Origin of the sequence: Geobacillus subterraneus (genome assembly GCF_001618685.1) — a bacterium.
Taxonomy (GTDB): domain Bacteria; phylum Bacillota; class Bacilli; order Bacillales; family Anoxybacillaceae; genus Geobacillus; species Geobacillus subterraneus.
In genome coordinates this window covers 3,261,242-3,286,295 of sequence record NZ_CP014342.1, presented here as the reverse complement: position 1 = coordinate 3,286,295, position 25,054 = coordinate 3,261,242, and the positions used below count along the sequence as shown (strand labels likewise).

Here is a 25,054-nt window from a genome sequence, read left to right as displayed (position 1 = left end):
CAGCAACATGTTCAGTCATCTCAAAATATACCCATACGTGCTGATTTACAGCTGACGATGCATAAGTTATGATGAAACCGTTATATAGTTGGTAAAACAATGTCTAGTCATATATGCCTGCTAGCCACAACTTGAAAACGAATATCTTTATATTCTCTAATAACGAACGTTAGGGGGAAAGCAAATATGCCCTCGTATACTGACCCGTTCCGCGGCGAGTTTGACAGCCTTGAAGAGTTTGCCGACCGCGTCAGCGATGTGCTGCGCTGTCCGGTGACGATCGAGGACGCCAATCATCGGCTGATCGCCTACAGCGCCCATGACGATTACACCGACCCGGCGCGGACGGCGACGATCATTAGCCGGCGCGTGCCGGAAAAAGTGATCAACAGCTTATGGAAGCAAGGCGCCATCCCCGCGCTGCTGAAAAGCCGCGAGCCGGTGCGCGTGCCGCCCATTGAAGATGTCGGCCTCGGCAGCCGTGTCGCCGTCTCTATTTGGAAAAACGATGAAGTGATCGGCTTCATTTGGGTGCTCGAAACGAACCGGACGCTCTCCCCTGAGGAGATGGAATGGCTGAAGCTGGCGGCCAAAGCGGCGAAAAACAAAGTGCTGCAGCTGTATATGCGCAAAAACAAAAAAGAGGAGCGGGTGCAAGAGCTGTTTTGGAAACTGCTCACCGGCCATATCGCGACCGAAGACGAAATCCGCGCCCATCTTGCCGCGATGCAAATTACGGCAGCGCCGCAGTTTGCTGTCGTTGTCTTCCGTTTTGCGGCCGATTTGACCGCTGAAATGGAACGGCAAATTTCCTACCTGTTGCAAACGACCCAACAACTTTCGCTCCTCCTTTATACGACCGACGGCCGTGACGTCATTTTGCTGGCGGCGCCGAAAACGGACCAGCCGTTAAAAGAACTGAACGCATTCATCGAGTCATTTTCCGCAAAAATGAAGGAGCGGTTTCATATTCACGATGTGCAAAGCGGATTCGGCGGCGTGTACGAGTCATATCGGCTGATCGAAAAAAGCTATCGCGAAGCGCTCGCTGTGCTGGCGCTGAAAGAAAAATTCGGCAGCGAAATAAAGGCCGTTTACGGCTACGCCCAGCTCGGCATTTATCAGTTTTTTGATTTTCTGCTTGAACAAAAGCGGCAAGGGGAATGGACCAACCCCGCTTTGGCCAAGCTGCACATGTACGATCAAAGGCATCATAGCGACTTAGTGAAAACGTTCGAAACATTTTTTGATCATAATGAAAACGTACAAGAAACTGCCGACGCTCTCAACGTTCATCCGAACACGCTCGCCTACCGGCTGAAGAGAATCGCTGACATCGCCGAGCTCGATCTCCATGACATGAATCAGAAAATCAAATTATATATCGATATTAAATTAGCAAAATATGAAGCGCACAACTAATTTGTGAAAATCCACAAAAACCGTGCGCTTCTTTCTCTTTTTTGAACAATGCCCGGCCTGTTCCTTCTCTTTTATACTATAAGTAAGGCTACTTTTGATGAGGAGGAACGATATTCATGATTATTGGAGTGCCAAAGGAAATTAAAAATAACGAAAACCGTGTCGCCATTACGCCCGCGGGCGTATTGTCGTTCGTTCAGGCAGGACATACGGTACTCATTGAGAAAGAGGCAGGGATTGGAAGCGGTTTCAATGATGATGATTACGCCCGTGCCGGGGCGCGAATCATCGAACGCGCCGAAGACGTTTGGGCGCAGGCTGATATGATCATGAAAGTCAAAGAGCCGCAGCCAAGTGAATACGGCTATTTCCGTCCGGGTCTTATTTTGTTCACCTATTTGCATTTGGCGGCAGAGCCAGAGTTGGCGCGCGCCTTAAAAGAAAGCGGCGTCATCGCCATCGCTTATGAGACGGTGCAAGTCGGCCGCACGTTGCCGCTGCTCACGCCGATGAGCGAAGTCGCCGGGCGGATGGCTGCGCAAATCGGGGCGCAATTTTTGGAAAAACCGTACGGAGGCAAAGGCATTTTGCTTGGCGGCGTCCCTGGCGTTGCCCGCGGCAAAGTCGCGATCATCGGCGGCGGGGTCGTCGGCACGAATGCAGCGAAGGTCGCGGTCGGCCTTGGCGCGGACGTGACGATCATCGACTTGAACGCTGATCGTCTCCGTGAGCTTGACGACATTTTCGGCCATCAAATTACAACACTCATGTCCAACCCAATGAACATCGCTGAAGCTGTCGCCGAGGCTGACCTTGTCATCGGTGCGGTTCTCATCCCGGGCGCACGGGCGCCAAAACTAGTCACTGAGGATATGGTGAAAGCAATGAAACCGGGGTCAGTCATTGTCGATGTCGCCATCGACCAAGGCGGCATCGTCGAAACGAGCGACCACGTCACGACACATGATGACCCGACCTACGTGAAACATGGTGTCGTCCATTATGCGGTCGCCAACATGCCGGGCGCTGTTCCGCGCACATCGACGATCGCCTTGACGAACGTCACGATGCCGTATGCCTTGCAAATCGCTAATAAAGGCGTCACCCAAGCCATTGCAGACAACCCGGCGCTCGAGCTTGGCGTCAACGTCGCCAACGGCGAGATCACGTACGAAGCGGTCGCCCGCGACCTCGGCTACCGCTATGTCCCGGCCCGTGAAGCGCTCGGCAAAACATTGGCCGCCAACTAACCGCTGATTGACGCGGCCGGCAACGCGCGCGGTCGGCCGCATGTTCATCGCTGCCCATTCACTGCCAGAAATGGCCGCCCTATGCGGGCGGCTTTTTTTTATCATCCTAAACCGACAAGGCCCCCATTTCTCCAAGTGAACGTAGGTGGCGGGAGTATGTCACCCGTTGCGTTGTGCCAAATCATTTTCGTTCGGCAAAGCGGCCAGTGTATAATGAAAATAGAAAGCTGGAAAGAAGGTGATTTCGTGAACGTTCCGGGAAAACAGGCGGTATCGCTTGAAGAATTTTATCGCATGCGGGAAACAACCGACCGCGTTTTAGAATACATTGATGGCGCTGTGTTGATGTCTCCCTCCCCTTCGACCCAGCACCAACGCATATCGGGACGGCTGCACGTCCAACTGTTCCATTTTTTAGAAGGAAAGCCGTGTGAAGTGTTTCATGCCCCGTTTGATATCGAACTAAAGAACGAACGAATCGAAGGCAAGAAAATTGTCGTCCCTGATTTAACCGTGATCTGTGATCGAAGTGGATTAACGGATACAAAATTTGTCGGCGTCCCAACGCTGATCATCGAGATTTTAAGCCCTTCCAACCAGGCGTACGATCTCGTGTTCAAATTGAATTTGTATATGCAATACGGAGTCTATGAATACTGGATCGTGAACCCCATGCATCGTGTTGTGCAAATCTACTCGCTCAATGACAATGGACAATATGAACAAGCCGGCGTCTGGAAAGAAACCGGCATGGCATGTTCGCGCGCGCTTGACGGTTTTTCTGTTGATGTAGAACAACTATTTCGTCCTTGAGGGCGGCTTCATGGTATAATCTTGTAGAACAAAGGAGTGATGACGATGACGATGCCAAAAGCATTGACGATCGCCGGCTCGGACAGCAGCGGCGGCGCCGGGCTGCAGGCGGACCTGAAAACATTCCAAGAGCTTGGCGTATACGGCATGACGGCGATCACGACAATCGTCGCCATGGATCCGCACAACCGTTGGGCGCATCAAGTCTTCCCGGTAGACTTGGCGACGATCGAGGCCCAGCTGGAGACGATCATCGTCGGCGTCGGGATTGATGCCTTAAAAACAGGCATGCTTCCGACAACCGATATCATTGAATTGGCGGCGCGCACCATTGAAAAACATGGATTGAAAAACGCGGTCGTCGACCCGGTGATGGTATGCAAAGGGGCCGACGAGCCGCTTCACCCGGAAAATACGGTGTGCTATCGTGAAACGCTCGTGCCAAAAGCGACGGTCGTGACGCCGAACTTGTTTGAAGCGGCGCAATTGTCCGGTTTGACGCGCATTGAAACGGTTGAGGACATGAAAGAGGCGGCCGGACGCATTCATGAGTTCGGAGCGCCATATGTCATTGTCAAAGGCGGGCGGAAAATTCCGCACGACTACGCGGTCGACGTCCTCTATGACGGCAAAACGTTCGAACTGCTTGAATCGGAACGAATTGAAACGGCGTACACGCACGGGGCTGGCTGCACGTTCTCAGCCGCCATCGCTGCCGAACTGGCGAAAGGCCGCCCGGTTAAGGACGCCATCGCCACCGCTAAAGCATTCATCACCGCTGCCATTCGCCATTCGTTCCCGTTAAACGAATACGTCGGCCCGACGCATCACGGCGCTTACCGCCGCTACGGGGAACAATAGGCAAGGCTTCGGCCTTGTCTTTTTTCAGCAGGGAAAGCGTCCTGCTGTCAAGTTGTCCAATCGACGCCCTCGCTGTTCATGTTAAACCCCCATGCTTTTTACTATATACATGCGCATTGAAAAACCAACATTTGTCCTTGCCTGCACAGAACTTCTGACCCTGCAACCTAGTTTGCAGATGGCATCTACCGGATCTTTGGAGCAATTGCTATTAGGGTTGCAGGATGATGCGAGAGGTTAACTCTTCATCTTGCATATGTATAGTTGGGACAAAGCCTGCTGCGATTCGAAAATCGGAAAGCGACAAACAAGCTTCCCCATGGTAAAATGGAGACGATACGCCATGACAGAAGCAGAAAGGAGAGTTCCGCCATTGCGCGTTTCGGCTGTGCAATATCATCTTCATACGGTCCGTTCGTTTGATGAGTTTGCGGCGCAAGTGACGCATTACGTGAAAACGGCGCAAGAGTTTGATGCCGAGTTTGTGTTGTTTCCGGAGTTTTTCACGACGCAATTGCTTTCCATTCCGCTTGAGGGTGGGCGGCAAGCGACGATTGACGACCTGCCGAGTTATACAGAAATGTACACAGAGCTGTTTACGTCACTCGCCAAGGATACGGGCATGTATTTGATCGGCGGCACGCATGTCATCCGCCAAGACGGCAAACTGTATAATACCGCCCATCTCTTTACACCGGACGGACACGTCCATCGGCAGGCCAAACTGCACATCACCCCGACGGAAGTAAACGAGTGGAACATCGCCCCGGGTGACGGGCTTCACGTCTTTGAAACGGACAAAGCGACGATTGCCGTGCTGACGTGCTATGACATCGAGTTCCCGGAAATCGTCCGCATGGCGCGCGCCAAAGGGGCTGACGTCATCTTCTGTCCGTCATGCACCGACGACCGGCACGGGTTTTACCGCGTGAGGTATTGTTGCCACGCGCGAGCGGTCGAGAACGAAGTGTATGTCGTCACGACCGGCACGGTCGGCTCGCTTCCGACGGTTGACTTTATGCGCGCCAACTTCGGCCAGGCGGCCGTCATCACGCCAAACGATATTCCGTTCCCGCCCGGCGGCGTGCTCGCTGCCGGTGAGATCAACGGCGACATGATCATTACCGCTGACCTTGACTTGTCGCTTCTTCGCAAAGTGCGGGAAAAAGGGTCGGTCACGACATGGCGCGACCGCCGCACCGACTTGTACCCGGATTGGAACGGGACGGCCTGACGCCGCGACAGACGCTCGCACTCGGACCGGGATCGGACGACATGACGCCGCGACAACGCCTGTACTTAGGCTGAGACATCAGGAAAGGCCCCTTTTGACAACAGGGTGTCCCCGCGACAAGGGACACCCTGTTTGTCTTGTTTATGACAGCGACTGTTTAAATCGGTCAAACTGCTCGGCCACTTTCCCTTCCGGCGCTTTCGTCAGCAAGCTTACAACGACAATGGCGAGCAAGCTCGCGGCAAATCCCGGGATCATTTCATACAGCAGCCCTTTTAAGTAGTCTGACTGCGTCCATAAGATGACGGTTGCCGCCCCGGCAACCATGCCGGCAAGCGCTCCCCATTTCGTCATCCGCCGCCAAAACAGGCTAAGCAAAATGACCGGGCCAAATGACGCACCGAATCCGGCCCACGCATAGCCAACCAAGTTTAAAATCGTGTCGTTTTTCGTGTAGGCTAGCGCGGTCGCGACAACGGCGACAAGGAGCACCGACAGGCGTCCGACAAAAACAAGCTCCTGATCTGAAGCCGAGCGGCGGAACAGCACCTTATACAAATCTTCGGTCAGCGAGCTTGACGTAACGAGCAGCTGTGAGGAAATCGTGCTCATGATCGCCGCCAAAATCGCCGCCAGCAAAAATCCGGTGATGACTGGGTGGAACAAAATTTCCCCAAGCTGGATAAACACCGTTTCCGGATCATCGAGTTTCATGCCGCGCTCAAAAAAGTAAGCGATTCCAAACAATCCCGTCAACATCGCCCCGACGACTGAGAAAATCATCCAGCCCATGCCGATGCGGCGGGCGCTTTTCATTTCTTTCACCGACTTAATCGCCATAAAGCGGACGATAATGTGCGGTTGGCCAAAATAGCCAAGCCCCCAGGCAAACAACGAAATAATGCCGAGAAAACTTGTCCCTTTCCATAAATCTAACAAAGCCGGATCAATAGCGCGAATCGTCTCCATTGTATTAGCTGGACCACCTGTATGGAACAACGTCACGACCGGGACAAGAATGAGGGCGATAAACATGATCGTCCCTTGTACAAAGTCCGTCCAGCTGACGGCCAAAAAGCCGCCGAACAATGTATAGGCAACGACGACGCCGCCGACAATCCATAGCCCCGTATGATAGCTGACACCAAACGAATTTTCAAACAACACACCGCCCGAAACAAGGCCGGATGAAACGTAAAACGTAAAAAAGATCATAATAACCATCCCGGATACCATCCGCAACAGTTTCGTCGCATCGCCGAAACGGTTTTCCAAAAATTCCGGAATCGTAATCGAGTCGTCCGCTACTTCGGTGTAAACGCGCAGCCGCGGTGCGACATACAACCAGTTCGCGTAAGCGCCCAGCGTCAAGCCGATAACGATCCATGCGGCGCTCACCCCATCAAGATACATCGCCCCCGGCAGCCCCATCAACAGCCAGCCGCTCATATCGGAAGCCCCAGCGCTAAGCGCGGTGACTGCCGGTCCGAGCGTCCGGCCGCCGAGCATATAATCAGACAAGTTCGCCGTCCGTTTATACGCCCAATAACCGATCCAGAGCATGCCGACTAAATACACAATGACGGAAAATAAAACCATATGACCTCTCCTTCCTTTGCTGTCTTGTCACCACTTTCATCATAACGAAATTGATAGTATTTACACAATAGTATTTATTTTTTTCCATATCGCTACAATAAACGGGTTGATAAAACCTTTGCCAATACTTCTCTCTTCCTGGTATAATATTCTGTAAATTGAAAATCCATCGTTTATATCTTTTTTACATAAAACATTATTTTATAAAAATGCATATGAAATGATATTATCCATATGTCCTTCAGTTAATGTGGCGAAAAACATTGAAAAATTCGCCTTTTCCCCATTTATACGGCAGTACCAAAATGTTCAAACAATTATTTTTATAAAACCTATTGCATAATCACAAAAATATTGATAGTATGATAATCGTTCATCGACAATGATTCCAAAGGGGGATTTTATAGAATGAAGAAAGGTTTGATCGTAGCGGTCGTTGCTGCGTTGTTTATGGCGCTCGCCGCTTGTGGCAAGTCGACAGAAACAAGCTCTCCGTCAGGCGCTGAAAAAGAAGCGAAGCAAAAAATCACCGTCGGAACGGACGCGGCATTTGCCCCGTTCGAGTATATGGAAAAAGGGAAAATCGTTGGTTTTGACGTTGACCTTCTCGATGCGGTCATGAAAGAAGCCGGCTTGGATTATGAATTAAAAAACATCGGCTGGGATCCGCTGTTCGCTTCGCTGCAAAGCAAAGAAATCGACATGGGCATTTCCGGCATTACGATTACGGACGAGCGGAAACAATCTTATGATTTCTCAGCTCCGTACTTTGAAGCAACACAAGTCATCTTAGTCAAACAAGGCAGCCCGGTGAAAAACGCCCTTGACTTAAAAGGGAAAACGATCGGCGTTCAAAACGCGACAACCGGTCAAGAAGCTGCGGAGAAGCTATTTGGCAAAGGCGATCACATTAAAAAATTCGAAACGAGTGTTGTTGCCATTATGGAACTGCTAAACGGCGGTGTTGATGCTGTCATCACGGACAACGCGGTGGCAAACGAATACGTGAAAAACAATCCGGACAAAAAATTGCAAGTCATTGAAGATCCGCAAAACTTCGCTTCGGAATATTATGGCATGATCTTCCCGAAAGATAGCGAATTGAAAGCAAAAGTAGACGAAGCGTTAAAGAAAGTGATTGACAGCGGCAAATATGCAGAGATTTACCAAAAATGGTTCGGCAAAGAGCCGAATATGGAAGGCTTAAAACAACAACCATAAGCGCACGAACATAGAAAAATGCGTAACTGCTAGCAAGTTACGCATTTTTCTTAGAGAAAGGTGAGATCGATGGATTTTCGTTTTGATATTATTATTGAATACGCCCCTTACTTTTGGCAAGGGCTGCTCATAACGATCGGCGTATCATTAGCCGGCATCGTGTTCGGCCTCATTCTCGGCCTGTTCATCGGCCTTGGCAAAATGTCGTCCAACCCGATTATTCGTTTGCCGTTTTCGTGGTACATTAACTTTTTCCGCGGTACGCCGCTTGTCGTGCAAATTTTGCTCGTCCATTTCGGCGCCATGCCGCTTTTGCTTGCGGAACCGAACGCGATCATTTCCTTAGCCGTCTCACTGTCACTGAACTCCGCCGCCTACGTCGCGGAAATTTTCCGCGCCGGCATCCAGTCGATCGACAAAGGGCAAATGGAAGCGGCCCGCTCGCTTGGGATGACGCATGCGCAAGCGATGCGCTACATCATCTTGCCGCAGGCGCTGAAGCGGATGATTCCGCCGTTTGCGAACGAGTTTATCGTTTTGGTTAAAGATTCGTCGCTCGGGATGGTCATCGCCGCCCCGGAAATTATGTACTGGGGAAAAGCGGCGGCCGGTGAGTATTACCGCGTCTGGGAGCCGTATTTGACCGTCGCGTTCGTCTATCTTGTCTTGACATTGTCGTTAAGCAAGCTGTCACATTATCTTGAAAGGAAGTATTCGACTCAATGATCGACGTACGCCAATTAAAAAAATCGTTCGGTTCACTTCAAGTGTTGAAAGGAATCGACGCTCATATTCACGAAGGAGAAGTTGTCGTCGTCATCGGCCCATCAGGGTCAGGAAAATCGACGTTTTTGCGCTGTTTAAACTTGCTTGAGGATTTCGATGAAGGTGAAATTATTATTGACGGTATTAATTTAAAGGCGAAAGACACGAACTTAAACAAAGTGCGTGAAGAAGTCGGCATGGTGTTCCAGCGCTTTAACTTGTTCCCTCACATGACGGTGCTCAACAACATTACGCTCGCACCGATGAAAGTGCGCAAATGGCCGCGTGAAAAAGCGGAAGCGAAAGCGATGGAACTGCTCGCCAAAGTCGGTTTGCAAGATAAAGCGCACGTCTACCCGGATTCCCTCTCCGGCGGGCAGGCGCAGCGCGTCGCCATCGCCCGGGCATTGGCCATGGAACCGAAAATCATGCTCTTTGACGAACCGACGTCAGCCCTTGACCCGGAAATGGTCGGCGAAGTGCTTTCAGTTATGAAGCAGCTCGCCAATGAGGGGATGACGATGGTCATTGTCACCCATGAGATGGGCTTTGCCCGCGAGGTCGGCGACCGCGTCTTGTTTATGGACGGCGGCTACATCGTCGAAGAAGGAAAGCCGGAAGACTTGTTCGACCGCCCACAAAACGAGCGGACAAAAGCGTTTTTGTCAAAAGTACTGTAAAAGGCGGCTTGCCTCGAATGGGCAAGGCGCCTTTTCTATGGAAACATAATGAAAAAAGCAGGCATATAGCCAACGAAAAGGGTGCCCCATTGCTTTGGAGACACCCTTGCGCTTTACAACACAAACTGCATCACCCAAATCGAACCGGCAACAATCACAACCGCGATAAAGAAACTGTACACCATATTGAACGTTTGCATGCGTCCGCTGTTGCTTTCGTTGACATGCATAAACATAAACAGCTGCAAGCTGGCTTGGATGACGGCAAACAACACAATGACGACAATGACCGCCTTGAGCGGCAGCCCGGATGAGAGCGCCACCCAAAGCGCCGCAAACGTCAAGACAAGCGACAACAAAAACCCGACGACATGTTTCCACGGAAATGATTCATGATGGCCGTTAGCCCCCATTTTATACCACCATCCCTAGCAAATAGACAAGCGTAAAAATGAAAATCCAAACAACGTCTAAAAAGTGCCAGTACAAACTGACGATAAACACTTTCCGGGCCGTTTTCGCCGTCAACCCGCGTTGGAGAAGCTGGATGATGATGAGAATCATCCAGACGATCCCTAAGCCGACGTGGGCGCCATGCGTGCCGACAAGAACGAAAAAGCTTGATAAAAACGCGCTCGTCTGCATCGTCGCCCCTTCATGAACGTAATGAATAAACTCGCGAATTTCAAACGCGATAAACCCCACCCCAAGCAGAAGCGTCACGAGCAGCCAGGCAATCAGCCCGCTCATGCGGCCGCGGCGCATTTCAAAAATGGCCAACCCACATGTGAAACTGCTCGTCAACAGCAACAACGTTTCGATCAAAACGTCTTTTACCTCAAACAGCTCCGCTGCCGTCGGCCCCGAGCCGGTCCGTTGGAACAAGACGAGATACGTCGCAAACAGCGTCGCAAACAGCGCGACTTCCGCCCCGAGGAAAATCCAGAAACCCAATATGTTCAACCGACTTTCTTGCGTCCGATACTCCAGCGGCACCGTTTCCTCATAGCGATGTGCAGCTTCTCCCATTCGTCACGCCCCCTTCCGCGCCGCTCGTTCCATCCGTTTGATTTCGTCAACCGGAATATGGTAGCCATCATCGTCTTCAAATGAGCGGAGAATCAATCCAAGCACAATGAACAACGCACCAACGATAGCCAACGCAAACCACTTGAACACAAGGCCGAACCCGGCGACGAAAAACGCCACCGACATCCAAAACGGGCGTCCTGAGTTGCTTGGCATATGGATCGGCTTCAAGTCTTCTTCTTTCACGTGGAAGCCGCCATACTTTTTCTTCATCACCCAATACGCGTCCACATCTTCGACAACCGGCGTCACCGGGAAGTTGTAATGCACCGGCGGCGACGCGGTCGCCCACTCAAGCGTCCGCCCGTTCCACGGGTCGCCGGTCATGTCGCGCTCGCCGTAGCGCGCGCTGTAATAAATGTTATAGCAAAGCACGATAAACCCGATGCCCATCAACACCGCCCCGACCGTCGCGACGACGTTGAGCGGCGTCCAGCCGAGACCAGCCGAGTACGTGTACATGCGGCGCGTCATCCCCATCAACCCTAGGAAATACATCGGGAAGAAGCAGATGTTAAAGCCGATCATAAACAGCCAAAACGTCCACTTGCCAAGCCGTTCATTCAAGATATGGCCGAACATTTTCGGATACCAATAATGCAAACCGGCAAAGCAGGCGAACACCGTACCCGCGATCAACACGTAATGGAAGTGGGCGATGAGAAAATAGCTGTTATGGTATTGATAATCGGCCGCGGCCATTGCCAGCATCACACCTGTCACGCCGCCGATGACAAAGTTCGGAATAAACGCCAGCGACCAAAGCATCGCCGTCGTAAAGCGGATCTTCCCTTTTCGGAGCGTAAACAGCCAGTTAAAAATTTTCACCCCGGTCGGAATGGCGATCGCCATCGTCGTGATCGAGAAGGCAGAGTTCACGGCCGGCCCTGCGCCCATCGTAAAGAAGTGGTGCACCCAGACGATAAAGCTTAAAAACGCAATGCCCACGATCGAACCGACCATCGCCTTATAACCGAACAGCCGTTTCTGCGCAAACGTGCTGACCACTTCCGAGAAAATGCCGAACGCCGGCAAAATGACGATATACACTTCCGGATGGCCCCAAATCCAGAACAAGTTCGCCCAGAGCATCGACATGCCGCCGTTGGCCATCGTGAAAAACTGCGTATCAAACAGCCGGTCAAACGTCATGAGCGCCAAGGCGACCGTCAACACCGGGAAGGCGAAAATAATGAGCACGCATGTGATGAGAATCGTCCACGTAAACATCGGCATGCGCATCAACGTCATGCCCGGCGCGCGCATTTTTAAAATCGTGACAAGGAAGTTGATCCCGGTCATCAATGTTCCGATCCCGGAAATTTGTAAAGCGACAGCGTAATAGTTGTTGCCGACGCCAGGGCTGAATTCGTTGCCGGCAAGCGGGAAGTACGCCGTCCAACCGGCATCCGGCGATCCGCCGATGACGAATGAAATGTTAAACAGCAACGCACCGAAGAAAAAGAGCCAAAAGCTTAACGCATTCAAATATGGAAACGCGACATCGCGCGCCCCGATTTGCAGCGGGACGACGATGTTCATCAAACCGATGATGAACGGCATCGCCATAAACAAGATCATAATCGTCCCGTGCGTCGTAAATATTTCATTGTAATGTTGAGCGTCAAGAAACTTCATGTTCGGCGCGGTCAGCTGCGCCCGCATCAAAAGCGCATCGACGCCGCCGCGGAAGAGCATCAAAACTGCGCAAATAATGTACATGACGCCAATCTTTTTATGATCCACCGTCGTGAGCCATTCGTTCCACAGCCATTTCCATTTTTTAAAATATGTCAACACAAACACAATGCCGACCATCGTCAAGACGATGGCGACATCGGCGGCATAAATGAGCGGCTCACCCGTGACAAAAAACTCGCTCCACTTCATCCTTCGTTCCCCCTTTCCTACTCCCCATGATGGTGACTGTTTGTCATCGCTTCATCGCTTTGATCGTCGTTTCTCATTGGCTTTCGATCTGCATGATGGCTGTTTTGTTTCGCATGGTCAATCCATTGTAAGTGGGTGTTCGAAAACGTCATTCGCCCAACAAGCCCCGGTTTTAAAATTTGTGTATATTTTTTCTCATCGAGCTTCGGGGCGGTTTGTTTCACTTCATTCACCCATTTGCGGAAGTCCGTTCCCGTTTGTGCGACGACTTCAAACTCCATATGGGCGAACTTTTCCCCGGAAAAGTTGGCGCTCCGCCCCATGTAGGAGCCGGGCTTATCGGCTTGCAAAATCAGCTCTGTCTCCATGCCGTCCATCGCATATTTTTGCCCACCTAATTCCGGCACCCAAAACGAGTTCATCGGCCCGACCGAAGTCAGCTTAAACTTGACCGGCACACCGGCTGGAATATGGACGTAGTTGACCGTTTCAATGTTTTCTTCCGGATAGCTGAAAATCCATTTCCAGTTCGCCGCCGTCACGTGAATCGTGATCGGTTTCACGTTCTCGGTCGGCGGCTTTTCCAACGCAAACGTCGCCTTCACTGTTGGAACAGCGAGCGCAGCGACAATCAAAATCGGAATGGCCGTCCAAACGACTTCAAGCAGCGTGTTTCCTTCCTCATCCGGCGGCTCATAGCCGGCATTTTCCGGCTTCTCGCGATAACGAATGAGAAAAACGGCAAATAACGTAAATACAACAACAATAATGAACAACATAAAGCCGACAGACCACATGATCAAATCATACTGCATGCGCGCCACCGGCCCTTGCGGATTGAGCACGGCCGTGCGCTCCACGCAGCCCCCAAGCAAAAACAAAAACGGCAAAACCAGCACCGCGCGCCATCTCGCCCGTTTCATCGCTATCGGTCCTCCCTCTTCCGCCCCAACCATTTCGGGGCCTTCCATGCATTTTCTTTTGTCTCTACCATATCAAAATTGAAAATGTTTGAAACGAATGAGCGAAAAAGTTCATAAATCAGCAAAACATTTGTCACAAACTGTTCAATCATTGTTCAAGAAATCGTCACTTGTTTTCCTCCATTAGGGAAATATTGATCCGGAAGGGGATTCACGCAAAAATATTCCACAAACAATAACCGGGCTCCCTCTTACAAGAACCCGGTTACCTCACTGTATATCCTTGCTGCTCCAATTGTTTGCGGATGCGCGGATGCAATGTCTGCCACATCCATTGTTCGTACAGCGCCTTTCTCTCTTCAGGTGGCAAATAATAACGTGTTCCCGCTTGGCGGCGCGCCCGTTCCGTGACATCATACAGCGCCAATGCCGCGGCGACGGAAATGTTAAAACTTTGGACAAATCCGTACATCGGGATGATGAACGTTCCGTCCGCCAAGCAGAGCGCCTCTTCCGACACGCCGCTATGCTCGTTGCCAAACAACAGCGCTGTCGGTTGGGACAGATCGATGTCGGAAACCGGAATCGTCTCCTCACCAAGATAGCTTGCATACACTTGATACCCTTGACTTTTCAAATCGGCAATGGCCGTTTTGATATCTGGCTTATGGTGGAGCGTCAGCCATTGGTCAGCATAGCGCGTCACGAGCCGATTCGGCGAAAACGGCGCCTTCCCAGTGACGATATGAACATCTTGAACGCCAAACGCCTCGGCTGTCCGCAACACCGCCGCTTGGTTATGCGGATCATCGACCGCTTCGATCAAGACGGTAATATAGCGGGTGCGCTCATTCAGCACGTCATACATCCGTTTGAGCCGCTTTGGCAAAATCATTTCCCAAACCGGACGCGTTTGCTCGGTGAGCAATCCTTCCTGCTGCAGCTGTTCGAGAAATGCTTTCACTTCCCGTTCTTCCACTAGCATCACCTTCATTCCGTTCCGCTCATTTTGCGTTTCCCATTGTACAAAATAGAAGATAATCAGGCAATTCACACGTTTTTACACGAGTGTTGATTATCCAAAATTATACATACGCCTTCCATAAATTTGGGCATACTCAAACAAAGCAGCGGCCATCCCGGATTTCCAATCGAGAGGAAGCTGCCCAGAGAAAAAACGGCGAACGAACGAAATGAAGGAAAGAGAGACGTTCGTCTGTTTTTTGGTTTGATCATACAGCCATCGCAGCAACACATACGCGATGAACGCCGCAAACAGTTGGTTGTATACCGCATTTTCCGTCGTGCCAAACAAGGTCGGGACATTCAGATATTGCTTCACCCAACGGAAAAAGACTTCAACGGTCCAACGTTGTTGGTACATGTCGGCAATGGTTTCCGCAGACGCATGGAAGAGGTTCGTCACGACCCGAATGTCGCGGCCATTTGCATCTCGAAAGATCACTACCCGGTGACGCTTGGTCGATCGGCATTGTTTCGTCCCCAACTGGCACGTGAAGTCGGCTTGAACCGATGAAGATGTGCTGGAAAGGCGTTTCAAGCTTTTTTTCTGATGAAGTTCGATGTTGTCCTTCATTCGAATGACAAAGAGCTGATGCTGCTCCACAAATCGATCGAGGCGTTCGATTTTGAAATACGCCCGGTCTTCCACCAGCACTTGTTGAGCGTTCGTCAACTGTTCTCCCACTGGGCCATCGTGACGCAGTCCGGTCGTTTCCACCACGTCTGCCGGCAGCGAGGATTCCGGCGAATACGCGACGTGCAGCTTCACTCCGGCGCGTTCGCCGTGATACGGCGCCCATGGGAGGCGGTTTTTCCCGACCGTGACGGTCGTCGAATCCACCACCCGAAGCGGTTTGGGAAACCGAAGCGAACGGCGGGTTTGGCGGTTGCACTTGGAAATGATCAACGCCAACAAGCGTTTCATGATGTCATAGGGAACTTCTTTCGCTTTCTTGGATACAGTTGAATAATGGAATCGCGGCAATCCATACAGAGGCCCCACATCGGCTCCGTGGCGAAAGCTTTTCCATTGATGCATGGCGGCCAGCAGGAAGAAGTGAATCAACTCGCGCAACGTAAAGGTTCGAGACGAATCACGATACCCAACCGCTTCGGCAATCAGTTGAATCTCTTCATCCGAAACAAGTTTTTGCATCAAATTCGGGAGTGTGGTATGCTTGTTCATAGAGAGCACCTCCTGGGTTTGTTTGTGTCGTTACTCACATTCTACAGGAAAGGTGCTCTTTTTTCTATACCCTTTGGATTTTATTGGATAATCAACACGCCTGACGTTTTTAAATACTATTCGGACTATTTAATAAATAACATTTTGGAAACATTGTTCATTTAAAAACCACCGTTATATCGATTAGTATTATATTGTAAGCGCCTTAATAATACTTTTTTAGAAAATGTTATTTATGATTAACTGCTAGGAAGGAAAACGAGAGGAAGCAAAAGCAGCCGCAATTGAAAAAGCAGGCTGGTTAAACGCCCTCCCGCCTGCGCCCACGGATGAGAAGCGGGGGCTTCGCGGTTCAAGGTGATAAATGAATCGATGGCAAAAGGGTGTCCAGCGTTGGACACCCTTTTCCTTTTGTTTCCATGCATAACTGACAACATCAAGATTTTCCCGTCCCAATATACGCTTGGCGCGGATGGTTTGGCTGATCGGGGTATTTCAGACGAATTTTTCCTTCCTCTAATAGTTTCCCTAAATAGTTGTTGCGCAATCCGTCCGGCGTCCGTTCGAGCAGCGTCGCTAGCTCCTTCAGCCGCAGCGGCCGCTCGCAGCATAAGCGGACGATCATCTCCTCCATCACCGCTGGGGCCAACCGCTTTTTTCGGCGCGCCAATTCCGCCATCTTCCATAACCGTTCATCCATCTTCTCGTCTTCCTCTCCTTCTCCCATATCATGAACGCTCATTTCATTATTACCGGAGTCGGATCGGTTATTCATGGAGTTAAGTTTGTTATTTACGGACTTGCCCTGCTTATTCACGGAGTCGACGGATTTTTTTACGGAGTTCGCCTTGTTGTTTATGGAGTCAATGGTGTTATTTATGGAGTTTTCTTCAGTAATAACGGAGTTTGCACTTATATTTACAGAGTTAGGTCCGTTATTTATGAAGCTCTCCTTGATTCCTCGATCCTCTTGTTCCGTCCATTCTTGTTCAGGCTGTTGCAATGATTCATCCGTCTCTGTTTCAACCGTTGCCCCCGCCTCGGCTGGAAATAGCAGCGGGCATAACGTAACAATCGTACGATCCGGGTTCGTTTGTTGCGAGATGTCGACGGGCTGGACAAGCGCCTGTTCCTGCATATCATGCATTCGTTTTAAGCCGGATCCCGCCCGCTTACATACGTCGATCAATAAAAACATTTTAAAGACGTTCGGATTGCGCAAATTGCTCATTTGTCCGGCCATCGCCGCCTCAACCGGAATGCGGAATCGGCCGGGATTAGCAAAGCGAAACGCTCCGTCTTCTTTTTCGACGGCAATGCCTCCTTCTTCCCCGTAGTCAGCGTGAACAAGCGCATTCACCAGCGCCTCACCGAGCACAATGCGCCCTTCATCCGACCAAACGTGGCGTTCCAGCTCAGCAAGCACACGGAAATAAAAGTCATACACGTTGCCGGACCATGTCCCGTCCTGCGAAGTGAACCGCTTCGTCCACCCCGTTCCGTTCGCATCGGCGTGCTCCCGGTACTCTAAAAAGTATTGCGGCAGCACCTCGGTAATGATCCGCTCCTCACTGAACATCAATAAGCCGGCGAGCGTCAGCCCTTCTTTGCTGCTGTCGCGCAGCTTGCCCCATGCGCCGATTTTGTATAAAAATTCTTTTGTCTCAAGCCCGTTCCACGGATGGCCCGGCTTTACGCGAGCGAACCGCTCCCGGTAATGGCTGACCGTCTCAAAGTTGAGCTCGCTCAAGCTGTAATGCTCCAAAATCAAGCTGTCCGCCATCGCGTTGGCGCGTTCATGGAACGAATTTGTATATTTATTCATTCCTGATCTTCCTTTAACATTATTTTTGCAAAACAGTCTTGTCTCTCCATTTCTATTGTATCATCTTTCATTCTCCTTGCGGACGGTTGCCAAAAAAAGAAAACGGTTGTGGATCTATGGAATAACTGTTCATGGCAAAGAGCAAACTACAGAAAACAATATTGGCATGCAAGGAGGCATACATATGTCATCCCTCCCTTCTACTGTTGAACCATATTGGCGCGATTCCGTGCCGCTTCCGTCTTTTCCGAGGCTTGATGAAGACGTTTCCGTCGATGTCGCGGTCGTCGGCGGCGGCATTTCCGGCCTTACAACCGCTTATTTGCTGGCGACGCAAGGAGCGCGTGTTGCTCTGCTTGAAGCCGATCGGCTGCTCAACGGGACGACGGGCCACACGACGGCGAAAATTACCGCCCAGCACGACCTCGTATACGATGAATTTCTCAACCATTTCGGCGCCGAGAAAACACGTCTTTATTATGACGCCTGCATGGATGCGCTCGGCTTCATCCGCCGCACGGTTGAACAGCACCGGATCGACTGCGATTTTTGCGAACAGGACGCCTACATTTATACGACGTCTTCCTCTTCGTTCCAAAAATTAGTGAAAGAGTGGGAGGCGTACGAACGGCTCGGCATCGACGGCGCTTTCGTTGAGTCGATCCCGCTCCCGCTGCCAGTGAAAGCGGCGGTTGTGATGAAGCAGCAAGCCCAGTTCCATCCGCTCAAATATTTAGTCAACCTTGTTGATGCCATAACAAAGGCGGGGGGCGCGATTTATGAATACACGCCGGTCGCCGACATCGAGCAAGGGGAACGGCTGTCTGTCGTGACGCGCGACAAAAAGCGGGTTGAGTGCGACCATGTCGCCGTCTGTTCCCACTTTCCGTTTTATGACGGCGGGTTTTACTTTTCCCGCATGTATGCTGAACGGTCATACGTGTTAGGGGTGACGACTGCCGAGCCGTATCCGGGCGGTATGTATTTAAGCGCCGACGACCCGAAACGCTCGATCCGTTCCGCGGCGGCGAACGGCGAGACGCTTATTCTCATCGGCGGAGAAAACCATAAAACCGGCCAAGGGGTGCCAACGATGCGCCATTATGAGGCGCTTTCCTCGTTTGCCTCACAGCTGTTTACGGTGAAAGACATCCGTTACCGCTGGTCGGCCCAAGACTTGACGACGCTTGATAAAGTGCCGTATATCGGGCCGATGACCGCCGATGCGCCAAACATTTATGTCGCGACAGGATACCGAAAGTGGGGGATGACGAACGGAACTGCCGCAGGGATGCTGCTGTCTGACCTCATTCTCGGCCGCGACAACCCATATCGCGACTTGTACTCCCCGTCGCGTTTCTATGCCGACCCGAGTGTGAAGCAGTTTTTCACGACAAACCTTGATGTCGCCAAACATTTATTGACTGGCAAAATCGAGCCGGCCGTCCGCCGGCCGCAAGACTTGGCGCGCGGCGAGGGGGCGGTTGTCTCGGTCAATGGGAAACGGGCCGGCGCCTACAAAGACGAAGCGGGGACGCTCCATGTCGTCGACACGACGTGCACCCATATGGGCTGTGAACTCGAATGGAACAGCGGCGACCGGACGTGGGACTGTCCTTGCCATGGCTCGCGCTTTTCGATCGATGGCAATGTCGTCGAAGGCCCGGCGAAGCAGCCGTTGAAGCGCCTTGAACTCGATGAATCGCCTTGATGCGCGGCCGCCTGTAAGAGCGAAATATTCATTTTTTTCCTGATGAGGGGGGATCGTATGTTCGTTCCCCCTCATTATTTTCGTTTGCCGACGGTGTATTTCATGATAAGATGAAAGCAGGATCACCGTAATTTCTACTGTTTTGGGGGGAACGATATGCATCAAGAACCGATTTTTCTTACTCCCGTCTTTCAAGAACGCATTTGGGGCGGCACGAAGCTCGCCGAACGGTTCGGCTACGATATCCCGTCATCGCAAACAGGAGAATGTTGGGCCGTATCGGCCCATCCGCACGGGCAGACGGTCGTCGCCCGCGGGCCGTTTCAAGGGATGACGCTTGGACAGCTATGGGAGGAGCGCCGCGACTTGTTCGGCCATTTTCCATCCGATCGCTTTCCGTTGCTGACGAAAATTTTAGACGCCAACGCCGACTTGTCCGTTCAAGTCCATCCCGACGATGAATACGCAAAAACGCACGAAGGCGGGGAGCTCGGCAAAACGGAATGCTGGTACATTATCGACTGCAAGCCGGGCGCCCAGTTGATTTACGGCCATCACGCCGAAACAAAAGAAGAGCTGCGCGCCATGATGGAGGCGGGAGAATGGGATCGTTTGCTGCGGAAAGTGCCGATTCACCCTGGCGACTTCTTCTATGTCCCAAGCGGCACGATCCATGCCCTTTGTGAAGGGACGCTTGTCCTTGAGACGCAGCAAAGCTCTGATACGACTTACCGCGTCTACGATTACGACCGCGTCGACAGCCAGGGGCGGAAGCGGGAACTCCACTTGGAGAAGGCCATTGACGTCACCACTGTCCCGCACCGCGACACCGATGTCCATCCCCATGTCGCCGACATGCCTGGCGCGACTGTGACGACCTTTGTGGAAGGCGACTACTTTGGCGTCCAAAAGTGGGACGTCCGCGGCGAAGCTGAGTGGGAGCAGACGAAGCCGTTTCTCATCGTCAGCGTCCTCCGAGGGGAGGGCGAGCTCGCTTGCGGCGGGCGGACATACCCGATCCGCCAAGGCGACCATTTCATTTTGCCGCACCAGCTCGGCCGGTTTGCGGTTCGCGGTGCGCTTGAAGCCATTGCCTCTTGGCCGCGAACAGGCAAATAAACAAGAGGGGTGTCTCTAAAGCAGCGAGACACCCTTTTTCATTCCCCCGTATATGTGCTCCAATGGAACAGACAGCCTTTTGAACAAGCCTCTTGATTCGCTACTATACATGCGCCAAGCGATTCCGTCAGGCTATATCTTAATTCCCTTCTTGAGGAAAGGCGGCTGTTTAGGCCAATCCGCTTCTTTTCCGCTACCAAAAAACAAAGCCATATTTTAGCGTATTCCTGCTTCCATTTCGCCAAACAGCCGCGTTTCTAAAACATCAAAGAGAAGATGATTTTCCTGCGTGACCAAGGCGGTACACGGAGGCGATATGCCGCGCGGTTTGCGCCACATAATGTTGCGCTTGTCCAAGCGCCTGTTCAAGCGGCACGACGCCCGGGACGATCGTAAATAGCGCGTCAATGCCGTGATCCAATACGGCCGCACTGTCGTCGCCCAGCGACCCGGCGATGCCGATGACCGGGACGCCGAACCGCTTCGCTGTCTTGGCGACGCCAATCGGCGTTTTGCCAAATACCGTCTGTCCGTCGATTCGCCCTTCGCCGGTGATGACTAAGTCCGCCCCTTTGACACGCTCCGCGAGCTGGACCGTTTCGATCACAATATCAACACCACGCTTTAATTCGGCTGGAAAAAACGCAAGCAATCCCGCTCCTAAGCCGCCAGCCGCGCCAGCGCCCGGGATGTCGCCCACTTGTTTGCCGAGTTCGCGGTTGATCACGTCGGCATAATGGGCTAAGTTTTGGTCGAGGATCGCCACCATGTCCGGTGTCGCCCCTTTTTGCGGCCCGAAAATGGCCGACGCCCCTTTTGGGCCGGTCAACGGGTTGTCGACGTCGCAGGCCACATCAATGCGGACGCTCTTGAGGCGCGGATCGAGTCCGGAAAGGTCGATCGCCTGCAAGTCGGCGAGCGCCCTGCCGCCTGGGCCGATGTCGCGGCCGTCGCGGTCTAAAAGCCGCCCGCCAAGCGCCTGCACCATGCCGGCGCCGCCGTCGTTTGTCGCGCTGCCGCCGAGGCCGATGATCAGATGGGTGGCGCCAGCGTCAAGCGCGGCGCGGATCAGTTCCCCTGTCCCTCGCGTCGTCGTCACTAACGGATTGCGCCGGGCGCGCGGGACAAGGTGCAGTCCTGAGGCGGCCGCCATCTCAATCACCGCTGTCTTCCCATCGCCAAGCAAGCCGAAAAACGCCACAACCGGCTCACCGAGCGGACCGGTCACTTCAATTTCCACGATGCGGCCTCCGGTCGCGTCAACGAGCGACTGCACGGTCCCTTCTCCGCCATCGGCCATCGGCACTTTCACGTATTCAGCTTCCGGAAACACCGTCCGAAACCCGCGTTCAACCGCCTCAGCGACTTCGAGCGCAGAAAGGCTTTCTTTAAACGAATCCGGGGCAATGACAACTTTCATCTTTTTCCCTCCTCCGCGTTATGAAACAAAACGAGACACGCTAACACAACGACGTGGAAAACACCTAATGATGAAACGATCGGCGGCTCGCATGGCACGACATTGAGCCGTTCTTTTTTCCTATCTGACCGTTTTCCGGTATCGTTTGGAAAACGTCTCCGTACGGCGAATGGTGAAAGACAGCCGCCGGCAAAACCAAAATCGCGCCGACCATCTTGAACTCCCTCCCATCCGATCGTCCCTTTCGTTGCCCATATTATATACGAAACAACCAACATTCAGCTACACTGTTTTCTAAGGAACAAGGAACGTCCAAGGGCGGTTGTCAAATTTTGTGGAAAAAAAGTGAAAATGAGCGCTGTTTTTTCTATTTTCAGAATTGGATATATAGTACTATAATAGATTTAACAAGAGGTTCGTTTGTTCTTATTGGGAACATATTCTGAAATTCGCTATCCGCCTTGTCTGCCAATGACCCATATGTTTGCGTAAAGCCGCTGACATATGGGGGATCGCCCCTTTTTTATCATCGCTTCGCCAGCGCCGAAGTTGTCAGAGGTCAGATCATAGGAGAGAGAGCTGAGATGTTACTCCGAGCACGATCGATTATTTTGGCTGTTTTTTTCGCGTCGATTGCCGTTGTTTTTGTGTCAAAACCGGTTTCTTTCGATCGCACGTATATTATCGCCCTGCTATTTTACTGGCTGTTTTCCAGCTTATATTCTCACTTGCGCGTCGTCGACAAAACGAAAAACAATATTCCGGTTGACTACGGCATTAACTACAGCTTATCGTTCGCCTTGTTTGCCGGCCCGCTCGGGCTGTTTATTTTTGAAACACTATTTCGCCTAACTGAACATTTGACAAAAAAATACTTGAAGACAGCGGAGCCGGATGAATGGCTGCACACACTGTACAACATCGGTTCTTTTGTGACATTCAATTCATTGGCGTTTGCCTTGTACAACCTCCTCCATCCGCTGTTTGAGCCTGTTCCGTTCATCGGATTTTGGCTGCTTATCTTTCTGCTCGTCGTCATCGTTTCCTTTTTGACTGATTGCTGCCTCATCGTCATTTTTTATATAACCGGCGACATTCGGACACAGCGCGAAGCACTCGATTTTATAAAGACAAGAAGCTGGACGGATATGGGGAAAACGGCGCTGACCAACGGCCTGCTGTTTCTCTTTTTGCAAGAACAGCAATGGGATATGCTCTTGAGCTTGTTTTTGCTCAATTACTTTGTCAGCCGCTCGTTCTTTTCCAAATCGCAAAGCATCCAGCATAAACTAGAGCGCGACCAGTTTGAAAAAATGGCGTATACCGACTTTCTGACCGGCGTTCATAACCGCGCCTATATGGACAAGACGATCGCGAAGTTAAATGAAACAGGCGAATGGATTGGCGTTGTCGTCGCTGATATCGACAATTTTAAGGCGATTAACGATACGTATAACCACGCCGTCGGCGATGAAGTGATCCGCCACTTTGCCTTGACATTGAAACGGTTTCTGAAGGAGGATGATTTTTTGTTTCGCAGCGGTGGGGAAGAGTTTACCATGTTTTTGCGCCACCGCACATTTGAGGAAAGCGTCGAGCTTGTCGAAGAGATGCGGGAAACGGTACGCCATAGCACGGTGTTGGTCGATGATGGGGCGGCCAAGCGCCCAATTGCTTACACATCGTCATTCGGTCTCTACTTTTTTCAAACGGGAGGAACGATATCGATCGAAAAGGCATACGTCTATGCCGACCACTTATTGCTTCGTTCGAAAGAAAGCGGCAAAAATAAAATCTCGGCCCAATGCGGGGGAGTTGCGTGACGGGGCAACTCCTTTTCGTTTTCTCCGCACCGTCCGGCCTAAGCAAAAACGGCCTAGCCCCCATACATTAACTAGAAAACGGAGCGATCCTCGGCTCCACTGCCAAGGCAAACCCCTTCATCCTTTGCTGTTGGCAGCGATAGTTTGGGTGGCCGGGATCCAAAAGGGGGCTTACCATTGAAAGTTTTTGTGACCGGCGGTTGTGGGTTTATTGGCTCCCATATCGTCGATTTGTTGGCGGAATCGGGGTGCGATGTGATCGTGATTGACAACCTTCTAACAGGATCAACATCGTTTCTCCATCCGAAAGCGAAATGGCACCGCACCGACCTCTTATCTTCCGCTGAGATTGATGCCTTGTTTGCACGCGAAAAACCGGATTACGTCATCCACCAAGCAGCCCAAACCCATGTCCCCACTTCCATTCTTGATCCGGTTGCCGATGCTAAGATCAACATTTTCGGCACGTTAACGATTCTTCATTGCTGTGTCAAGCACAAGGTAAAAAAAATGATCTTCGCCTCCTCGTGCGCGGTTTACGGTGATGCCGGCGACGTCAGTATCACCGAGTCGTTCCCCGCCCGCCCGGTTTCCTTTTATGCCGCCTCGAAGCAGACGGCTGAGCTGTACATCCGTCTCTTTCATCGTCATTACAACCTCACATATACGATATTACGATACGCCAACGTGTACGGACCGCGGCAATCTGTCAAAAACGAAGGCGGCGTCGTAGCGGCGCTCATCCATAAACAGCTTGCCAAGGAAGCGCCCATCATATTCGGCGACGGCAACCAGACGCGCGATTTTGTGTTCGTCAAAGACGTCGCCCGGGCAAACTGTCTCGCTTTGACCAAAGGAGACAATGAAACGTTCAATATCGGCACAAACAAAAAGACAACGATCAACGAGCTGGCCGCGCTCATTTCTTCCTTCTTCCCTTCACCAATCAGCTGCCTTTACTATCCCGAACGGCCTGGAGACATCCGCCATAGCCGTTTGAATGCCGACAAAGCAAAGCTGATGCTTGATTGGCAGCCGGCATACAATCTGGAAGCAGGTCTAGCGGAAACCGTGCATTTTTACAAAACGAACAGACGTTAGGAAAAACCGCCATCTTAACATGCGCGGTTCGGCAATGCCAGCGTGCATCGCTCGTTTCCAGTGCTTATTTTTTGGCGAGCGTTAAATGCAATCCCATTC

Annotated in this window: 22 protein-coding genes; 12 read left to right on the top strand and 10 right to left on the bottom strand. The window is 51.7% G+C overall.

The window, feature by feature from the left end; all coding sequences use genetic code 11:
- Nucleotides 1–186 precede the first annotated feature (186 nt).
- The 5 genes from GS3922_RS16025 (at nucleotide 187) to GS3922_RS16005 (ending at nucleotide 5,580) form a co-directional block, all read left to right on the top strand.
- Nucleotides 187–1,422 carry a PucR family transcriptional regulator gene (locus GS3922_RS16025; protein ID WP_063167133.1) on the top strand — a complete coding sequence of 412 codons (1,236 nt, stop codon included), beginning with the start codon at nucleotides 187–189 and terminating at the stop codon, nucleotides 1,420–1,422.
- Nucleotides 1,423–1,538: 116 nt separating this feature from the next.
- Nucleotides 1,539–2,672: an alanine dehydrogenase gene (gene ald, locus GS3922_RS16020; RefSeq protein WP_063167132.1), complete on the top strand. Its 1,134-nt coding sequence runs from the start codon at nucleotides 1,539–1,541 to the stop codon at nucleotides 2,670–2,672.
- Nucleotides 2,673–2,885: 213 nt separating this feature from the next.
- Nucleotides 2,886–3,485, top strand: coding sequence for a Uma2 family endonuclease (locus GS3922_RS16015; RefSeq protein ID WP_063167439.1), 600 nt, complete (start codon nucleotides 2,886–2,888; stop codon nucleotides 3,483–3,485).
- 45 nt (nucleotides 3,486–3,530) lie between these two features.
- On the top strand, nucleotides 3,531–4,346 hold the full coding sequence (gene pdxK / locus GS3922_RS16010) for a pyridoxine/pyridoxal/pyridoxamine kinase (protein WP_063167131.1): 816 nt from the start codon (nucleotides 3,531–3,533) through the stop codon (nucleotides 4,344–4,346).
- A gap of 343 nt (nucleotides 4,347–4,689) precedes the next feature.
- The gene (locus GS3922_RS16005; protein ID WP_063167130.1) at nucleotides 4,690–5,580 is read left to right on the top strand and encodes a carbon-nitrogen hydrolase family protein; all 891 of its coding nucleotides are present in this window, start codon (nucleotides 4,690–4,692) and stop codon (nucleotides 5,578–5,580) included.
- 141 nt (nucleotides 5,581–5,721) lie between these two features.
- Here the strand turns inward: GS3922_RS16005 and putP are convergent, their stop codons facing one another.
- Entirely contained in the window at nucleotides 5,722–7,179 is a 1,458-nt protein-coding gene (putP, locus tag GS3922_RS16000) for a sodium/proline symporter PutP (protein ID WP_063167129.1), read from the bottom strand.
- 408 nt (nucleotides 7,180–7,587) lie between these two features.
- Here putP and GS3922_RS15995 point away from each other — a divergent pair, with 408 nt between their 5' ends.
- The 3 genes from GS3922_RS15995 to GS3922_RS15985 all read left to right on the top strand — a co-directional run bounded on the left by GS3922_RS15995 (nucleotide 7,588) and on the right by GS3922_RS15985 (nucleotide 9,845).
- Entirely contained in the window at nucleotides 7,588–8,400 is an 813-nt protein-coding gene (locus GS3922_RS15995; RefSeq protein WP_063167128.1) for a basic amino acid ABC transporter substrate-binding protein, read from the top strand.
- A gap of 69 nt (nucleotides 8,401–8,469) precedes the next feature.
- Complete coding sequence (locus GS3922_RS15990; protein WP_063167127.1) at nucleotides 8,470–9,126, top strand: amino acid ABC transporter permease; 657 nt, start codon at nucleotides 8,470–8,472, stop codon at nucleotides 9,124–9,126.
- Nucleotides 9,123–9,845, top strand: a complete 723-nt coding sequence (locus tag GS3922_RS15985) for an amino acid ABC transporter ATP-binding protein (RefSeq protein WP_063167126.1) — start codon at nucleotides 9,123–9,125, stop codon at nucleotides 9,843–9,845. The genes GS3922_RS15990 and GS3922_RS15985 overlap by 4 nt, the downstream gene beginning before the upstream one ends.
- 113 nt (nucleotides 9,846–9,958) lie before the next feature.
- Here the strand turns inward: GS3922_RS15985 and qoxD are convergent, their stop codons facing one another.
- From qoxD to GS3922_RS15950, 7 genes are all read right to left on the bottom strand, one after another.
- Complete coding sequence (gene qoxD, locus GS3922_RS15980) at nucleotides 9,959–10,258, bottom strand: cytochrome aa3 quinol oxidase subunit IV (protein WP_063167125.1); 300 nt, start codon at nucleotides 10,256–10,258, stop codon at nucleotides 9,959–9,961.
- A 1-nt stretch (nucleotide 10,259) separates the two neighbouring features.
- On the bottom strand, nucleotides 10,260–10,874 hold the full coding sequence (gene qoxC / locus GS3922_RS15975; RefSeq protein WP_063167124.1) for a cytochrome aa3 quinol oxidase subunit III: 615 nt from the start codon (nucleotides 10,872–10,874) through the stop codon (nucleotides 10,260–10,262).
- Between the two features lie 3 nt (nucleotides 10,875–10,877).
- The gene (gene qoxB, locus GS3922_RS15970; RefSeq protein ID WP_063167123.1) at nucleotides 10,878–12,824 is read right to left on the bottom strand and encodes a cytochrome aa3 quinol oxidase subunit I; all 1,947 of its coding nucleotides are present in this window, start codon (nucleotides 12,822–12,824) and stop codon (nucleotides 10,878–10,880) included.
- A 17-nt stretch (nucleotides 12,825–12,841) separates the two neighbouring features.
- Nucleotides 12,842–13,753 (bottom strand): cytochrome aa3 quinol oxidase subunit II, encoded by a 912-nt coding sequence (gene qoxA / locus GS3922_RS15965; RefSeq protein WP_413229279.1) that lies wholly within the window; start codon nucleotides 13,751–13,753, stop codon nucleotides 12,842–12,844.
- A 259-nt stretch (nucleotides 13,754–14,012) separates the two neighbouring features.
- A complete protein-coding gene (locus GS3922_RS15960; protein ID WP_063167121.1) occupies nucleotides 14,013–14,726 on the bottom strand; it encodes a TrmH family RNA methyltransferase in 714 nt (237 codons plus the stop codon).
- 96 nt (nucleotides 14,727–14,822) lie between these two features.
- A complete protein-coding gene (locus GS3922_RS15955; protein ID WP_063165554.1) occupies nucleotides 14,823–15,956 on the bottom strand; it encodes an IS4-like element IS5377 family transposase in 1,134 nt (377 codons plus the stop codon).
- A 436-nt stretch (nucleotides 15,957–16,392) separates the two neighbouring features.
- Complete coding sequence (locus GS3922_RS15950) at nucleotides 16,393–17,781, bottom strand: ATP-binding protein (RefSeq protein WP_063167120.1); 1,389 nt, start codon at nucleotides 17,779–17,781, stop codon at nucleotides 16,393–16,395.
- 184 nt (nucleotides 17,782–17,965) lie between these two features.
- Here GS3922_RS15950 and GS3922_RS15945 point away from each other — a divergent pair, with 184 nt between their 5' ends.
- Both GS3922_RS15945 and manA read left to right on the top strand, forming a co-directional pair.
- On the top strand, nucleotides 17,966–19,492 hold the full coding sequence (locus GS3922_RS15945) for an FAD-dependent oxidoreductase (protein ID WP_063167119.1): 1,527 nt from the start codon (nucleotides 17,966–17,968) through the stop codon (nucleotides 19,490–19,492).
- A gap of 156 nt (nucleotides 19,493–19,648) precedes the next feature.
- Complete coding sequence (manA, locus tag GS3922_RS15940; protein ID WP_063167118.1) at nucleotides 19,649–20,611, top strand: mannose-6-phosphate isomerase, class I; 963 nt, start codon at nucleotides 19,649–19,651, stop codon at nucleotides 20,609–20,611.
- Nucleotides 20,612–20,876: 265 nt separating this feature from the next.
- Here the strand turns inward: manA and GS3922_RS15935 are convergent, their stop codons facing one another.
- The gene (locus GS3922_RS15935; RefSeq protein WP_063167117.1) at nucleotides 20,877–22,031 is read right to left on the bottom strand and encodes a glycerate kinase; all 1,155 of its coding nucleotides are present in this window, start codon (nucleotides 22,029–22,031) and stop codon (nucleotides 20,877–20,879) included.
- Nucleotides 22,032–22,095: 64 nt separating this feature from the next.
- A complete protein-coding gene (locus GS3922_RS17735; RefSeq protein ID WP_156485833.1) occupies nucleotides 22,096–22,245 on the bottom strand; it encodes a hypothetical protein in 150 nt (49 codons plus the stop codon).
- A 370-nt stretch (nucleotides 22,246–22,615) separates the two neighbouring features.
- Here GS3922_RS17735 and GS3922_RS15930 point away from each other — a divergent pair, with 370 nt between their 5' ends.
- The gene (locus tag GS3922_RS15930; RefSeq protein ID WP_063167116.1) at nucleotides 22,616–23,854 is read left to right on the top strand and encodes a GGDEF domain-containing protein; all 1,239 of its coding nucleotides are present in this window, start codon (nucleotides 22,616–22,618) and stop codon (nucleotides 23,852–23,854) included.
- Nucleotides 23,855–24,031: 177 nt separating this feature from the next.
- Nucleotides 24,032–24,955 (top strand): NAD-dependent epimerase/dehydratase family protein, encoded by a 924-nt coding sequence (locus tag GS3922_RS15925; RefSeq protein WP_063167115.1) that lies wholly within the window; start codon nucleotides 24,032–24,034, stop codon nucleotides 24,953–24,955.
- Nucleotides 24,956–25,054 lie beyond the last annotated feature (99 nt).